15 protein-coding genes are annotated in these 13,506 nt (G+C 51.4%); 4 read left to right on the top strand and 11 right to left on the bottom strand.

Annotated features, from left to right (window positions below; all coding sequences use genetic code 11):
- Window positions 1-28: 28 nt before the first annotated feature.
- The 6 genes from KDX31_12960 to KDX31_12935 all read right to left on the bottom strand — a co-directional run bounded on the left by KDX31_12960 (window position 29) and on the right by KDX31_12935 (window position 4,720).
- Window positions 29-544 (bottom strand): TRAP transporter small permease, encoded by a 516-nt coding sequence (locus KDX31_12960; GenBank protein ID UTW05390.1) that lies wholly within the window; start codon window positions 542-544, stop codon window positions 29-31.
- A gap of 9 nt (window positions 545-553) precedes the next feature.
- Window positions 554-1,579 carry a TRAP transporter substrate-binding protein gene (locus tag KDX31_12955; protein UTW02265.1) on the bottom strand — a complete coding sequence of 342 codons (1,026 nt, stop codon included), beginning with the start codon at window positions 1,577-1,579 and terminating at the stop codon, window positions 554-556.
- 117 nt (window positions 1,580-1,696) lie between these two features.
- Window positions 1,697-2,716, bottom strand: a complete 1,020-nt coding sequence (gene dmpG, locus KDX31_12950) for a 4-hydroxy-2-oxovalerate aldolase (protein ID UTW02264.1) — start codon at window positions 2,714-2,716, stop codon at window positions 1,697-1,699.
- 15 nt (window positions 2,717-2,731) lie between these two features.
- The gene (locus KDX31_12945; GenBank protein ID UTW02263.1) at window positions 2,732-3,640 is read right to left on the bottom strand and encodes an acetaldehyde dehydrogenase (acetylating); all 909 of its coding nucleotides are present in this window, start codon (window positions 3,638-3,640) and stop codon (window positions 2,732-2,734) included.
- Window positions 3,641-3,713: 73 nt separating this feature from the next.
- Window positions 3,714-4,499, bottom strand: coding sequence for a 2-keto-4-pentenoate hydratase (gene mhpD / locus KDX31_12940; protein ID UTW02262.1), 786 nt, complete (start codon window positions 4,497-4,499; stop codon window positions 3,714-3,716).
- A 14-nt stretch (window positions 4,500-4,513) separates the two neighbouring features.
- Complete coding sequence (locus KDX31_12935; protein UTW02261.1) at window positions 4,514-4,720, bottom strand: hypothetical protein; 207 nt, start codon at window positions 4,718-4,720, stop codon at window positions 4,514-4,516.
- Between the two features lie 150 nt (window positions 4,721-4,870).
- Here KDX31_12935 and mhpR point away from each other — a divergent pair, with 150 nt between their 5' ends.
- Window positions 4,871-5,653, top strand: coding sequence for a DNA-binding transcriptional activator MhpR (gene mhpR, locus KDX31_12930; GenBank protein ID UTW02260.1), 783 nt, complete (start codon window positions 4,871-4,873; stop codon window positions 5,651-5,653).
- A 60-nt stretch (window positions 5,654-5,713) separates the two neighbouring features.
- On the opposite strand, the gene KDX31_12925 is transcribed toward mhpR, so the two are convergent.
- The 4 genes from KDX31_12925 to KDX31_12910 form a co-directional block, all read right to left on the bottom strand.
- Complete coding sequence (locus tag KDX31_12925) at window positions 5,714-6,577, bottom strand: alpha/beta fold hydrolase (GenBank protein UTW02259.1); 864 nt, start codon at window positions 6,575-6,577, stop codon at window positions 5,714-5,716.
- An 80-nt stretch (window positions 6,578-6,657) separates the two neighbouring features.
- Window positions 6,658-7,209, bottom strand: a complete 552-nt coding sequence (locus tag KDX31_12920; GenBank protein ID UTW02258.1) for a flavin reductase — start codon at window positions 7,207-7,209, stop codon at window positions 6,658-6,660.
- 70 nt (window positions 7,210-7,279) lie between these two features.
- Complete coding sequence (locus tag KDX31_12915; protein UTW02257.1) at window positions 7,280-8,479, bottom strand: acyl-CoA dehydrogenase family protein; 1,200 nt, start codon at window positions 8,477-8,479, stop codon at window positions 7,280-7,282.
- Between the two features lie 53 nt (window positions 8,480-8,532).
- Complete coding sequence (locus tag KDX31_12910) at window positions 8,533-9,471, bottom strand: 3-carboxyethylcatechol 2,3-dioxygenase (GenBank protein ID UTW02256.1); 939 nt, start codon at window positions 9,469-9,471, stop codon at window positions 8,533-8,535.
- 468 nt (window positions 9,472-9,939) lie between these two features.
- Between KDX31_12910 and KDX31_12905 the strand changes: the two genes are divergently transcribed.
- The 3 genes from KDX31_12905 to KDX31_12895 all read left to right on the top strand — a co-directional run bounded on the left by KDX31_12905 (window position 9,940) and on the right by KDX31_12895 (window position 12,690).
- Complete coding sequence (locus KDX31_12905; GenBank protein UTW02255.1) at window positions 9,940-10,878, top strand: AEC family transporter; 939 nt, start codon at window positions 9,940-9,942, stop codon at window positions 10,876-10,878.
- 119 nt (window positions 10,879-10,997) lie between these two features.
- On the top strand, window positions 10,998-11,927 hold the full coding sequence (locus KDX31_12900) for an ABC transporter ATP-binding protein (GenBank protein UTW02254.1): 930 nt from the start codon (window positions 10,998-11,000) through the stop codon (window positions 11,925-11,927).
- A 1-nt stretch (window position 11,928) separates the two neighbouring features.
- A complete protein-coding gene (locus KDX31_12895; GenBank protein UTW02253.1) occupies window positions 11,929-12,690 on the top strand; it encodes an ABC transporter permease in 762 nt (253 codons plus the stop codon).
- 187 nt (window positions 12,691-12,877) lie between these two features.
- On the opposite strand, the gene KDX31_12890 is transcribed toward KDX31_12895, so the two are convergent.
- Window positions 12,878-13,096 (bottom strand): hypothetical protein, encoded by a 219-nt coding sequence (locus KDX31_12890; GenBank protein UTW02252.1) that lies wholly within the window; start codon window positions 13,094-13,096, stop codon window positions 12,878-12,880.
- Window positions 13,097-13,506: the final 410 nt, after the last annotated feature.

The following is a 13,506-nucleotide window of genomic DNA, read 5'->3' as shown; positions in this document are numbered from 1 at the left end:
TAAATATACCTGTCTGAGGTCTTGTCGGTTAATCACGGGCGATAAATAACAACCGATAGACCCCGTAAGTAATCATGGTTGCTGCCGTTATCCAGCTCATATAGGCGATGTACTCGACAATTAAGCCTGTGGGTAACCGAAGAAATTCAGTAACTTCATCGCGCCTGAAGGAGCGTTCAGCAAGGAAAAAAATCTGCACGGCTAAAAAATAGAGCGACGATGAGATAAGAAATGCAGACAGGAGTCCCAGCAGCTTAATCACCGTATTGCCCATTAGCCGATCAAGAATATCGACGACGACATGTCCTCCTCGCCAGGTAATCACCGGCATCTCTGCAAAAATCAGGATCGCCAGAGCGATCTCTGTCAGTTCAGTCGTACCATCGATCGAATTTGACAGAAAATAGCGGCCAAACACGTCAGAGCAGGTCAGCAGCATGAGCAAAAGAAGTGTTGTTGCAGCGATCATTTCAAGGGCAAAGGCCAGCCATTTAACCGGCCTCTGTTCCTCATAATGCGCTGTTATCCAGGCGCAAAGAGACATAGTCAACGCTTACTCTTTATAACTACGGGCGATAGAACGAAGTTCTGCCAGAGCCGATTCAGCATCGACACCGCGGTCAGCCACTGACTCCAGCCAGATCTGATCTATACCTTCGACCAGGTTATTGAAATCCTTGGCAAAGGCATCGTTTTCTGACACTTTAATGAGGTTAACACCGGCGTCTTCAGCTGTTTTGAGTCCAACAGAGTCGGCTGAGTCCCAGGCTTTACCGGCCATCGCTGAGAGCTTTTCACCGGATACACCGATGATTGCCTCACGGTCTTTATCACTCAGGCTATCGAGAAAGTCAGGGTTGATAAAGATGGAAAAACTACCCAGATACATACCACCAGGCAGCATGACAACATTACGTGCAACCTCATTCAGGCGCAGTGTTTTCTGTTCTGCTATCGGCAAAAAGACGCCGTCGACAATACCCTGCTGCAGCAGCTCATAGACTTTAGGTGCCGGTGCCCCAACAGGTGTTACGCCAAGCCGGTGGCCAATCTCAGATGGAACACCACCGCCGATACGAATCTTCTTACCCTTGAGGTCTGCCAATGAAGTGATAGGGTCGATGGTCTGGATCTGACCTGGACCATGAACAAATACGCCCGCGACGGTGAGTCCGTCGTGTTCATTGGCAGCAGCAAAGTATTTCTGATGAACACGCCAGTAGGCAACAGATGTTGCTTCGGCGGAAGCGCCCATCAATGGCTCTTCAACACCCAGAGCCAGTTTAAAGCGACCCGGTACATAGCCGTGGTAGCTGAAGCTGGCATCGGCAACACCGTCTTCCACCAGTTCAAACAGGGTTTTAGGGTGGCCTAAACCATACTCAATTTCGAGTTTAACCCGACCTTCAGTGGCTTCCCCGATCCATTTACCCCAGGTTGGCCATACCACTGCATTCTGCACATGGGTGGGTGGTAGCCAGCTGGCAACGCGCATAATGGTTTCTGCCGAAGCGATATGACTGAGACTCAATAGCACAGCGGTCAATGCCAGGTACTTTACTTTTCTTATTATAAACATCGGTTGTTTTCCTCAATTATTGGGTGACTGAGAGTGGTGATACAGTCATTGAAAGGTTTGAAACTGTGTTTCAAACTGGATCAGCTGCAGGTTGTTCTGCCGCTGATCCCCGGGTAGTTATTTCTGTTTGGACATGGTCAGTGCCAGGTCTTCAATCATATCTTCCTGTCCGCCGACGGTGCCGCGACGGCCCAGCTCGACTAACAGATCACGTGCCTGTATGCCGTACTTCGCTTCTGCCCGTTTGGCAAACAGCAGGAACGAGGAGTACACCCCGGCAAAGCCCAGCGTCAGGGCATCGCGATCCACCCGGATCGGCTGATCCATCATCGGCACGACCAGATCCTCGGCGACATCCATAATCTTGTACAGATCGATACCGTGATCCGCTTCCATCCGCACCAGCGTAGCCACCAGCACTTCCAGTGGCGTGTTGCCGGCACCGGCGCCTAAGCCCGCTACCGAACCATCGATGCGGCCGGCACCGGCATCGATCGCCGCCAGGGAGTTGGCGACCGCCATCCCCATGTTGTGATGTCCGTGGAAACCGATGTCGATGGACGGGTCCAGCTCGGCCCGCAACAGACCGATCTTTTCAGTCACCTCATCCGGCAGCATGTAACCGGCCGAATCGGTGCAGTAGATGCAGTTCGCGCCGTAAGAGACCATCAGCCGTGCCTGCTCGAGAATCTTCTCCGGGCTGGCCATATGCGCCATCATCAGGAACCCCACGGTATCCATCTCTAATTTGGCCGCCAGACCGATATGCTGTTCGGTGACATCCGCTTCCGTACAGTGCGACGCAACCCGGATGGTGTTGACCCCTAAGTCTTTCGCCATGCGCAGATGATCCACCGTGCCGATCCCGGGCAACAGCAGCGCGGAGACTTTGGCGTTTTTCAGTTTCGGTATCACTGCGCCGAGATACTCCTCATCGCTGTGGGCCGGAAAACCGTAGTTCACCGAGGTGCCCCCCAGACCATCACCGTGGGTCACCTCGATCAGCGGCATACCCGCTTCATCCAGACCTGTCGCCACAGCGACCATCTGTTCCAGGGAGATCTGGTGACGTTTGGCGTGCATACCGTCCCGCAGACTCATATCGTGGAGGACTACTTTTTTACCTTTCAGATTCATTGCTTTCTCCTCCACTTAGCCGCGTGCCGGCAGGGTAATGGTGCCGTTCGTTGCTTCTTCAGCAAACATTTCGGCGGTGCGCAGCCCGGCTGCGGTCATGATGTCCAGGTTGCCGGCATATTTGGGCAGGTAATCACCCAGACCCTCGACTTCCATAAACATGGAGACCCGGTTGCCATCAAACACCGGACCATTCACCAGGTGATAGCCGGGCACATACTTCTGCACCTCTTTGACCATCGCGTGAACGGAGGCGGTAATCGCCGCCTGATCAGGCTCGCCCTCAGTCAGGCAGTGCACGGTGTCGCGCATCATCAAAGGTGGCTCAGCCGGGTTGATAATGATGATCGCTTTACCTTTTTTCGCACCGCCCACTTTCTCAACAGCACCGGCGGTGGTGCGGGTAAACTCATCGATATTTTTACGGGTGCCGGGACCGGCAGATTTTGAGGACACCGTAGCGATAATCTCGCCGTACTCTACCGGCTGCACCTGAGACACGGCTGCCACCATAGGGATGGTGGCCTGACCACCGCAGGTGACCATATTGACGTTCATCTCCAGGTTCTGCGCATGGGCCCGCAGATTCACCGGCGGCACACAGAAGGGACCGATCGCCGCCGGGGTCAGATCAATCATGATCACCCCCAGTTCGTTCAGCTTGCGGCTGTTCTCGGCATGCACATAGGCGGAGGTGGCATCGAAGGCGATACGGATATCGTCTTCGATCACGTGCGGCAGCAGACCATCGACACCGTCAGCAGTGGTTTTAATGCCCATCTCCCGGGCGCGTTTGAGGCCATCGGATTCGGGATCGATCCCCACCATCCACACCGGCTCGATCCATTCGGACCGTTGCATCTTCATCAGCAAGTCGGTGCCGATATTGCCCGGCCCGATAATGACGGCTTTTAATTTATTCATATGGAAATTCCTTGAAACAAATAATGGTGTCGGTAGCAGCGCTCTGTGGAGCGCATTTCGACGAAGTCATCAATCAGGCCTGGCTGAATTGAGTGCTGACCCGGCCAATGCCGCTGATCTTTACTTCGAACTGATCGTCAGGTTCAACGGCAACCATCGGGCCCAGCGCCCCGGTCAGAACAATATCGCCTGCTTTGAGTGGCTGACCGAGTTTGCTCATGGTGCGGGCCAGCCACACAGCTGCATTAAACGGGTGTCCCAGGCATTCAATCCCGCTGCCCGCGGAGACTTCAGTACCGTTACGGGTCATGGTCATCTGGATCTTTGCCAGGTCGATACTGCCCTGCCAGCGGGTTGCATCGCCCAGCACAAAGGCACCACTGGATGCGTTGTCGGCGACGGTATCAACGAAACGGATATCCCAGTTACAAATACGGCTACCGACGACCTCGATGGCAGGCATCAACCAGCCGATTACATCGATCAGATCAGCAAAGGTGGTGTCTTGTTGTGGAAGATCTTTGACCAGCATCAGTGCCAGTTCGGCTTCGACTTTGGGTTGTAGTACTGCAGTAGCGGGAATCGTTTCATTATCGCCGTAGCACATATCGGCAAACAGAGTGCCAAAGTCGGGTTGATCGACCCTGAGTTGTTGCTGCACTTTGATGTTGGTCAGGCCTATCTTGCGACCAACAATTCGGCGTCCGGCCAGGCAGGCATGTTCAGTGTTTATTTTCTGGATCTGATAGGCCGCTTCGGCATTGTCTTCACCAATTACTTCCCGGATGGGGGGGATCATTTCATTGTGAAGCGCAGCTTCACGTAAGTTTTTTGCGATCAGGTCCAGATCAATCGACATCAGTGTAATCCTGTTTAGATTCGGGTGGTTGTGTGATATTCAGAAGCGGCTTTTTCGCTGCGCCATTCATGCTGTAAAGCCTGATTAATATTTGGAAGAGAACCGGCATGAGCGTGACAGGCGGTAATTAAACCGGAGTGATTATGTCTTTGAATTATTTTCGACGCAGTAAATGAATGTCGAGTAATAAAAAGAAGATGGTCAGCGACAGGAATATTCATTTTTCAGCACCCGTTGAATATCTATTATTATTTTTTAATACTTATAATTATTGTGTCAGTATAAAAAAATGGCTAAGCAGGCTACAATTAAAAACTGGTGATGTGTGCACTTAGTGCACATTCGTAGTGTAATCATATGAGTGCTGAATCATGGAAACCGAAGCGACGGGACAATACAAGAACGTGCGGGGTCTTACCCGGGGGCTTGAGTTACTGTATCTGTTAAACCGTGCGCATGGCGGGGCAAAAATCCGGGATCTGGCCGAGTGGAGTGGCATTCACCGCACAACTATTCGGCGATTACTCGAAACTCTGGTGGGAGAGGGGTACGTCCGGCGCAGTCCATCAGATGATAGCTATCAGCTGACGATTAAGGTGAGACAACTGAGTGACGGTTTTCAGGATGCTCAGTGGATTTCTCAGCTGGCTGCACCGCTATTAGGCAAGTTATTACAAGAGGTTATATGGCCCACCGATATCTGCACACGGGATGGCGATGCGATGGTTATCAGGGAAACAACCCACCGTTTCAGTAAGTTGTCGTTTCACCGGGATATGGTGGGCAGGCGGTTGCCACTGCTGATGACGGCCACCGGAAGAGCTTATATTGCTTACTGTCCTGAAGCGGAACGCAACGAAATACTTGAGCAGTTACGGCAGCATAATGACCGGCAGGCCGACCATGCCAATGATGAAGATTATGTCCGGCGGGTGATACGTCAGACCCGGGAGCAGGGGTATGGTGCTAATAATCAGGACTGGGGGGATGAGGGGAATATTGCCGCAATCGCCAGACCGATTATGCGTGAAAATGAAGTAGTAGGGTGTTTGAATCTGGTATATATCGCTAAAGCGATGCCGACAGAAAAGGCAGCGAAAAAATATCTGAAGAAAATGAATGATGTTATTCTGAAAATAGAAGAACAGTTGTAGCTGCAATAATATTTTTCGAAAAAACGGGCTGTTAAATAAAAAATAACAGCCCGTCAATATTTAATGCTTCAGGAAGTCTAAAACCATTCTGTTAAATGTATCTGCGTGTTCCCACTGTGCCCAGTGACCACAATTATTAAAGATATGCAGCTGTGCATTAGGGATTCCACGAATTAGCTTCAGGCCGATATCCATTGGCACAAAACGGTCATCACGGCCCCAGACAACCAGCGTCTCTGCCTTAATTTCTGCCAGACGCGGACCAAAATCAGGGAACTGCTTAGGATTCGCCTCAATACTTTTAACAAAGTTTTCCAGATGATCCTTACGGGACAGCATATTATCCAGACGCAGCTGGAACATCTCATCGGTCAGATGACTGCTGTCGTAAACAAACACCGACATCATCTTTTTCAGTGCTTCCAGATCGGGGTTGCGATAGAGCGCCTGAATCAGTTTGATTCCTTCGGTTGGCATCGGCACAAACTGGCTTGGCCCACCGGTACCGCCGCCCATAAGAATCAGTTTGTTAACCCGTTCGGGCCAACTGAGGGCAAAGGCCACCACGCTGTGTCCGCCCATGGAGTTGCCGATCAGGTGGGCGGTTTCGATATCCAGACCGTCCATCACGCCTTTGACACAGGCGGCATTGAGATCGGAGCGGGAACCGGTGCAGACAACCGGGTCACTTTTACCCCAGCCGGGGCAGTCCAGCAAAATAATACGATAACCCTGATTAACAAAAGGCTCGATATTGCGGTTAAAGTTAGCCCAACTGGTGGCGCCGGGGCCTGAACCATGGAGCATAATCACCACCTGCTCACCGGTCCCCAGTTCGTTGTAGTGGATCTTATAGGGATTACCTTCGGCAACAATATCGATAAATTTGCTGCTGGACGCCTCGCTGATTTCAATCGTAGTCATAGATTCTGCCTTTTAATTCGTTGTGTCCGAACGTCATAAGCCCTGTATGACAGGGCCTGGTTATCTCACTGTATGCGCCTTTATTGAGGAACGCTGCGGAATGCGCCATTCAGATAGATCAGGGCCTCGCCGTCATCCCGTTCGCAGGTGGCCATCACTTCACAGAGAAACGCGTGATGGGTGCTTTCATCAAAGACTTTGATAACGCGACAGTCGAAGTTAGCCAGTGTGCCATCCAGGCTGGGGGCACCGGTTACCAGTTCACGCCATTGGCCATATTCAAAACGTGCTTCACCGTGAACCTCTTTGTTCATACCGGCAAAGATCTTAGCGATCTCTTCCTGCTCACTGGCAAGAATGTTAACGCACAGAGCACCACTGTTGAGAATGATATCACTGGCGGCAACGTCTTTATTGACGAAGACTACCAGTCGGGGAGGATCAGCCGTAACCGAGCAGACCGCAGTTGCGGTCAGACCGGCTTTGTTCTCACCGTCTGATGCGCTGATGATGGTTACTCCCACTGCAAAGTGGCGCATACCATAACGGTGGTCATCCGAAGTAACCGTTGGCATAGCCGCTAATTTTGCGTTAGGCGTCCAGTCAAGAACCTGATTTATCTCTTTATTCATTTCAGCACCCTTTAAAATTGTTATACCGGGCAAGGGACGCGCCCCTGACCCAGATGTGGCTTTTTATTGTTTATTGGGCTTTGACGCCGAATGGATTGGGTTGTGGCAGAGGGTTACCCAGCATCTGGCCACCCAGGAGTTCGCCGATGTTATCCTGGTTCTGGGTGATGTGGTTCGCACCGACCAGAATGTCGCGCAACTGGCGCTGCATCGGGCTGGACAGCCAGACACCACGGGTTGAGGTCTTCTTGAAGATCATATGTGCCGCATCAAAGCAGTCACCACCGGTAAACTGGTTGGTGGCGAAGGTACGCACGCGGACATCGGTTGGCACCAGCTCACCTTTGGAAGCATATTTCCAGGCTTCCTCGGTATTCATCAGCACCCGTGCTTCAGCTCCGGTGATTTTAGCCTGAGCTTCCCCCAGCTTTCCTTTGATGAACGGATCATTTACTGCAGCGCCAACCGCCTGGTTGAGGTTCTGACGTGGCACCATATGTTCGATATAGAGGTCAGCCATACCTTTAGCCATACCGATGATGACTGAAGATACCGCAGAGTAGAACACACCGAAGAATGGCATCTTATAAAGATCGTTTACATGGCCGTGGGTCTCATCACAATAATCGCCAATCACGTGACTGCGATAAGCTGGGACGAACACTTCGTTAATAAGAAGCTTTTTACTACCGGTACCCGCCAGGCCGACAACATGCCAGTCATCTTCAATCTCAAAGTCAGAACGTTGTACCCAGAAAGAGCGAAACTCCATATTGCCTTCGGCATCGGCGACACGACCGCCGAGAAAGGCACCACCTGCCGCATGGTCGCAACCGCTGGATGTCAGCCACTCGCCGTTGAGTATGTAGCCACCTTCAACTGCTTTTACGGTACCGAAAGGGGCATAAGAGGAAGAGATCAGCGCAGAATCATCTTCGCCCCAGAGTTCATCCCCAACAACCTCATCCAGCAGACCCACTTCAAATGGGTGAACACCCAGGACCATGACATTCCAGGCGCTTGAAGGGCAGCCGCGCGCCAGTTCGATCAGTACTTTGTTAAGCACGTTTGGGTTCATCTCATAGCCGCCCCAGCGCTTTGGCTGCAGGATGCGGAAGAAGCCTGCGTCCTGAAACGCCTGAATGGTATCTTCCGGCACCATGCGGGCTTTTTCTACTGCATCGGCTTTCTCTCTGAGCCACGGAATCATCTTGGTTGCGCGGGCTACGATCTCTTCTTCGGTCGGAATCTGGATAGTCATATTGTTCATCGGTGTTCTCCTGAAATTCTATTTATTATTCGCTGGCATAACTCTGAGTCGGATCAGGCCGACTCGGCACTGACTACGCCATATCCGGCAATCCATTCATTAATTGCGCGGTAATAATCTTGTCTTGCGGTAACGGGGCCGGTTTCACCGATCGCAGCAAAGGCTGCAACCCAGGTGCGTACCTCGTGAGCTGAGCGCCCGGCTTGTTGCGAGATCTCCTCAATGGAGAGTTCATCAATCTCGGCAACCCGGCCATCAATCAGTGTCTGGATAAAGGTCTGATCCCAGTCTGCATTAAGGGGTGTTTGCAGACACTCAGATGTGCCATACACCTTACCTGCTGCGATAGTGCGTGCCTCACGGGCTGCGCGGAATTCCGGGGTTGGATTGCGACCCGCAATCAGGAACTCCGCTACCTCTTCAGGCGCATCTGCCAGCAGTGGAACAGGGGGTTCATGGGAGAGACCGCCAGTGCCCAGAATCAGAACCCGCTTGTCCAGACCTGCGATAAACTGACCGACCAGCTCGCCGAGTTTGCGGATGCGTGCGTAGGGGCAGAAGGGTGGCGCTACAGAGTTGATGATAATCGGTACGACCGGGTAACGGGTCAGACTGCCGGTCATCTCTTCCAGCGTCTGGGTGCAACCGTGATCAACCTGCAAGCGGTGTGACAGTGTCATATCGATGCCGTTGGCAAACAGGAACTTAACCAGCTCCATTGCCGCATCAGAGTCGACACTCAGGTGACCGGGCAGACTGCTGTAATCGCCAACAGACTCGGCGGCGGTGGCAACCACAAACGGCGGCATCAGATCATAAAACAGGCCGTTATAATGGTCCGGTGCAAACAAGACAATCAGTTCTGGGTCGAATGCTTCAACCTCGGTGCGGGCCTTGGCGATAACCTCATCAACCTCTTTGACGATGCTCGCGTCAGGATCGTTATAGTCTCGCAGAGGGGTGTGAGACAGGCACCTCAACATTACACTCATGGGTAAACTCCAAAATCTGGCCGGACAGGGGAGGCAATGCGCTTTGCTTTCCGCTTATGGGCTCATCATTTTTATTGTTGCCTCGCTCCGTCAGGGCTGTTTAAGCCAACGGGAGGGGCTGCTTTTTCTCCGGAATATGAGCTGTCACTTTTATTCAGTCACTGAATGAGGTGTTGAAATTCACCTATTAACAGCGGCCATAAAGTGGCTTCTCAGGATGGGCTCAGTGTAGAGATGAGGCCCGTTGTCGGGCAATGAAAAAGAGGTTGTCGGTGCACCTAGTGCACATTTTCGACCTTGTCTTGATACCGGACGCGGGTCATATTCAGCCTGAAACCGGGTGTTTTAGTGTAATCTGCTGTGGTTGTAGCGCTTGCGTCGGACAGACTTATAGCGGTATGTTAGCTGCCTTAATGTTCTTTGGATTGTCGCTTTTTACTTCCTCTCAATTTCGGTATCAAAATCGCTATGCTAACGATGATCGGTATTACCGCGCCCATTTTTCTGCTGATTCTGGTTGGCTATGTGGCCGCCCGGGGCGGCATTATTCCCCGGGAGTCGCTGCCGGGTATGAGCAGTTTTGTGCTCTATCTGGCACTGCCGGTGCTGATCTTCCATAAGCTGACGCAGATGGATATGGGGCAGATGGTGGATAGCGATTATCTGATTATCTATGCCGCCGGCGGAGTGTTGTCTTTTTTTACGGTTTTCTTTATTAGCCGGGTAATCAGCAAGGACAGTATTAGTTATGCCGGTCTGAAAGGGATGGGCGGGGCGATGCCGAACAGTGTTTTTATCGGCTTTCCTGTGGCGCTGCAATATTTCGACTCTCCGCCAACCGAGGCGCTGGTGATGTGTCTTATTGTTGAGAATATCGTGCTGTTTCCTCTGGCGCTGGCGTTCATGGAAAGCCGGGATGATCAGGGGGCCGATCTGAAGAAACTGATCACGAGCGTCGCGCAGAGGCTGATAAAAAATCCGGTCATCATCGCTGTTATCAGTGGTGTGGCTGTGTCTCTGGCAGGTGTACAGCTGCCGCAGTTTATCGACAGTGCGATGCAGATTCTGTCCGGCTCGGCGGCGCCGATGGCACTGATCATTATTGGTGCCTCTCTGGCAGGTGCTAAGGTGACTGCTGGCATAAAAGAGATCAGCCTGATCTCCTTCTGTAAGCTGCTACTGCAACCCTTTATCGCACTGCTGCTGGTTATCTTTGTCATGCCTGATATGGATGATACGCTGAAAAAAGCGGTGGTAATTTTCTCCGCTTCGCCGATGCTGAGTGTTTATCCGATTTTCGGTAGTAAGTATGGTCATCAGGTGTTTTGCTCCGGGGTGCTGCTGATCACCACGACACTGGCGTTTTTCAGTGTCACACTGATGCTGAGTTTGCTTGCGTGGGTATAGTTTTATTCAGCCCGAAGGGCTAAATATTAGCCCTATTGTTTAACTCTTTATGTAACTGACTACAGTCTGTCGTTGTCTCCGGTTACTATGTGGCTCTTATCTGTAGCAGAGGGATCAGCATGCCATCAATTATCCGTGTTAGCGGCCTGACTAAAACCTATGAATCCGGGTTTACTGCGCTGCAAAATGTCGATCTGGATATCCATCGGGGAGAGATCTTCGCCCTGCTGGGACCCAACGGGGCCGGCAAGACCACGCTGATCAGTATTATCTGTGGTATCAGCAGTCCGTCGGAAGGCTCTGTGCAGGCGGATGGTTTCGATATCGTCAGGGATTATCGTGCGGCGCGCAGTAAGATCGGCCTGGTGCCGCAGGAGCTGTGCAGTGATGCCTTTGAGAACGTCTGGTCAGCCGTCAACTTCAGTCGAGGCTTATTCGGTAAGCCCTCCAATCCGGAATTCATCGAGAAACTGCTGCGTCAGCTCTCCCTGTGGGATAAAAAGGATGCCCAGATGCGCGAGTTGTCAGGGGGGATGAAACGCCGGGTGATGATTGCCAAGGCGCTCTCCCATGAACCTGATATTCTGTTTCTGGATGAACCCACCGCGGGGGTCGATGTTGAACTGCGCAAGGATATGTGGGAGATGGTAAGGCAGTTACGGGAGCAGGGAGTGACCATTATCCTGACCACCCACTATATCGAGGAAGCCGAAGAGATGGCGGATCGTATTGGCGTTATCCGTAAGGGTAAGATTCTGCTGGTGGAGGAGAAACAGGCGCTGATGGATAAGCTTGGCAGTAAACTACTGAGTATCCGTCTGCAACAGCCGGTCAGCCAGATTCCGGCTGAGTTGGAGGAGTTTAATCTGCAGCTGGACGCGGAAGGCGATACCCTGTCGTATCGTTACGATAGCCGTCAGGAGAGTGACAGTATCGCCCGCTTACTGCGCAAGCTTACTGAGCAGGGGCTGGAGATCCGCGATCTGCACTCCAGTGAAAGCTCGCTGGAGCAGATCTTTGTCAGCCTGGTTCATGAGAAGGAGCAATAAGATGAATCTGTATGCAATCCGGGCAATCTATAAGTTTGAGATGGCACGTACCTTCCGTACCCTGATGCAGAGTATCGCATCCCCGGTGCTTTCAACCTCGCTTTACTTTATCGTTTTCGGTACTGCGATCGGTTCGCGCATGGGCAATATTGAAGGGATCAGCTACGGCGCCTTCATTATTCCGGGACTGGTGATGCTGTCACTGCTGAGTGAGAGTATCTCCAACGCCTCCTTCGGTATCTTCTTTCCTAAGTTTTCCGGCACGATATATGAGGTGTTATCGGCCCCGGTCTCCTCAATGGAGATCGTGATCGGTTATGTGGGTGCGGCCGCGACTAAGTCGGTAACCCTGGGGTTGCTGATATTGCTCACGGCTCAGCTCTTTGTGGACTACCATATTCAACATCCGCTGTGGATGCTGGCGTTTCTGATTCTGACCGCGGTGACCTTCAGCCTGTTCGGTTTCATTATCGGGATCTGGGCCGATGACTTTCAGAAACTGCAGGTGATACCACTGATGGTCATTACGCCATTAACCTTTCTTGGTGGTGCTTTCTATTCAATCAGTATGTTGCCGGAGCCCTGGCAGACACTGACTTTGTTTAATCCGGTGGTTTATCTGATCAGTGGTTTCCGCTGGGCGTTCTACGGGGTTGCGGATGTCAATGTTGCCGTGAGTCTGGGGATGACGCTGGTGTTCCTGCTGATCTGTCTGACGGTGGTCGGCTGGATCTTTCGTACAGGCTATCGTATCAGGACTTAAAAGGTTATTTCCGTACGTCGTTCAGGGGCGTGATAGGAGAGGGTAGTTGAAAAATTACGCTATCGATCCGGTTGAGATAAAGCGCTAAGTCCGGCGTTTCTATATCTGAGTTAACCGGGAGGTTGTATCTGCAGCGTAGCCGGATGTCGTAGATATCAGGCTAAGCTGCATAGTAACGGGCATCCGATCAATGTCCGTATTGTGAACCAGGCTTCGCGTATTGCATAGTGTTGAACAGGCTCAGCACTTTAGCGAAAATTTGTTTAACCTTCTTCACGCGGGCTGCACGCTTCGCGATTAAAAGCGCTTGTTCCTGTTCACTGGCCATACGCAGGAAGTATTCATGCTCGGTTTCAGGACGGTTCTGTTTGTTGTAAAGGTCGATGTAATAATAAGTTGTAAACATTATGTTGCTCCAATGTGTTGCTCTAATATGGTGCAATATTGAAATCTACTCTTTCTGATCGCATCAATTTAGGGCTATTTGTGTATGCGCGCAGATTATCTAGAAATAAGCAGTGTGACAAAGTATAGTTTTTCATCTGAATGGTGAGTATTTCTAATCAATTATGTGCGGCTTAGCGTTGTTAAGATTTGATCGATTGCAGCTATGGAGCCATTCTGTATAAAAACTGGTCGATTTTTATGCTGAGTATTCTTTGGTTGAAAAGAATTAATAGTTAGTTATTCGAAGCTATTTTGTTGCACTGTTTTGGTGCTGCGCCTGCTGTCGGTGGGGCTGTATCTGTGTAATCTGACGATTGGCATTATAAAAGTCCATGTTTACAAAGGGTTGTATCGGTTGGTGTAATGAGG

The sequence above is a fragment of the Amphritea atlantica genome (assembly GCA_024397875.1).
GTDB classification, from domain to species: domain Bacteria; phylum Pseudomonadota; class Gammaproteobacteria; order Pseudomonadales; family Balneatricaceae; genus Amphritea; species Amphritea atlantica_B.
The sequence above is the reverse complement of the archived record's forward strand: the minus strand, read 5'-3'. Positions and strand labels throughout refer to the sequence as shown.

Bases quoted from the DNA above. Each gene is read 5' to 3' on its own strand.
- KDX31_12960 (UTW05390.1), bottom strand. From the start codon at position 544: ATGTCTCTTTGCGCCTGGATAACAGCGCATTATGAGGAACAGAGGCCG.
- KDX31_12955 (UTW02265.1), bottom strand. From the start codon at position 1,579: ATGTTTATAATAAGAAAAGTAAAGTACCTGGCATTGACCGCTGTGCTA.
- dmpG (UTW02264.1), bottom strand. From the start codon at position 2,716: ATGAATCTGAAAGGTAAAAAAGTAGTCCTCCACGATATGAGTCTGCGG.
- KDX31_12945 (UTW02263.1), bottom strand. From the start codon at position 3,640: ATGAATAAATTAAAAGCCGTCATTATCGGGCCGGGCAATATCGGCACC.
- mhpD (UTW02262.1), bottom strand. From the start codon at position 4,499: ATGTCGATTGATCTGGACCTGATCGCAAAAAACTTACGTGAAGCTGCG.
- KDX31_12935 (UTW02261.1), bottom strand. From the start codon at position 4,720: ATGAATATTCCTGTCGCTGACCATCTTCTTTTTATTACTCGACATTCA.
- mhpR (UTW02260.1), top strand. From the start codon at position 4,871: ATGGAAACCGAAGCGACGGGACAATACAAGAACGTGCGGGGTCTTACC.
- KDX31_12925 (UTW02259.1), bottom strand. From the start codon at position 6,577: ATGACTACGATTGAAATCAGCGAGGCGTCCAGCAGCAAATTTATCGAT.
- KDX31_12920 (UTW02258.1), bottom strand. From the start codon at position 7,209: ATGAATAAAGAGATAAATCAGGTTCTTGACTGGACGCCTAACGCAAAA.
- KDX31_12915 (UTW02257.1), bottom strand. From the start codon at position 8,479: ATGAACAATATGACTATCCAGATTCCGACCGAAGAAGAGATCGTAGCC.
- KDX31_12910 (UTW02256.1), bottom strand. From the start codon at position 9,471: ATGAGTGTAATGTTGAGGTGCCTGTCTCACACCCCTCTGCGAGACTAT.
- KDX31_12905 (UTW02255.1), top strand. From the start codon at position 9,940: ATGCTAACGATGATCGGTATTACCGCGCCCATTTTTCTGCTGATTCTG.
- KDX31_12900 (UTW02254.1), top strand. From the start codon at position 10,998: ATGCCATCAATTATCCGTGTTAGCGGCCTGACTAAAACCTATGAATCC.
- KDX31_12895 (UTW02253.1), top strand. From the start codon at position 11,929: ATGAATCTGTATGCAATCCGGGCAATCTATAAGTTTGAGATGGCACGT.
- KDX31_12890 (UTW02252.1), bottom strand. From the start codon at position 13,096: ATGTTTACAACTTATTATTACATCGACCTTTACAACAAACAGAACCGT.